Here is a 323-nt window from a genome sequence, read left to right as displayed (position 1 = left end):
TGTTTCAGCGTTTGGATCGTATTCAAAGCGGTCTCCAACCCACCTACCAGGAACCCAACGTCTGTCCTGATTCTTGGAGAGATAAATGGTAAAGTGACCATCGTTTGTGTATGATGCGTATTCCAAGTTGGTCCCAACATCAAGAGTAAGTCCACCACTACTCATTGAAAAGACGTTTTCTTGGTCGCCTTTTTGGAATGAGTTGAGCAAGCGACGAGCATCCACCGTTTTTGTACGAATGACCTCATCCTGAACAATATCAAGAAACTCATAGCCCATTCCTTCAAGCCACTCTTCATATTCAGCTTGCAAGCCATCATTCA

General features: G+C 44.3%; 1 protein-coding gene. It reads right to left on the bottom strand.

Annotated elements, in window-relative coordinates; all coding sequences use genetic code 11:
• Nucleotides 1-323 (bottom strand): HK97 gp10 family phage protein (locus tag R0J87_RS19175; RefSeq protein WP_498888229.1); only part of this gene is annotated, 323 nt, incomplete at both ends.

The organism is Halomonas sp. SIMBA_159 (genome assembly GCF_046536035.1).
Taxonomy (GTDB): Bacteria; Pseudomonadota; Gammaproteobacteria; order Pseudomonadales; family Halomonadaceae; genus Vreelandella; species Vreelandella venusta_A.
This window is presented reverse-complemented; position numbering and strand designations above follow the sequence as displayed.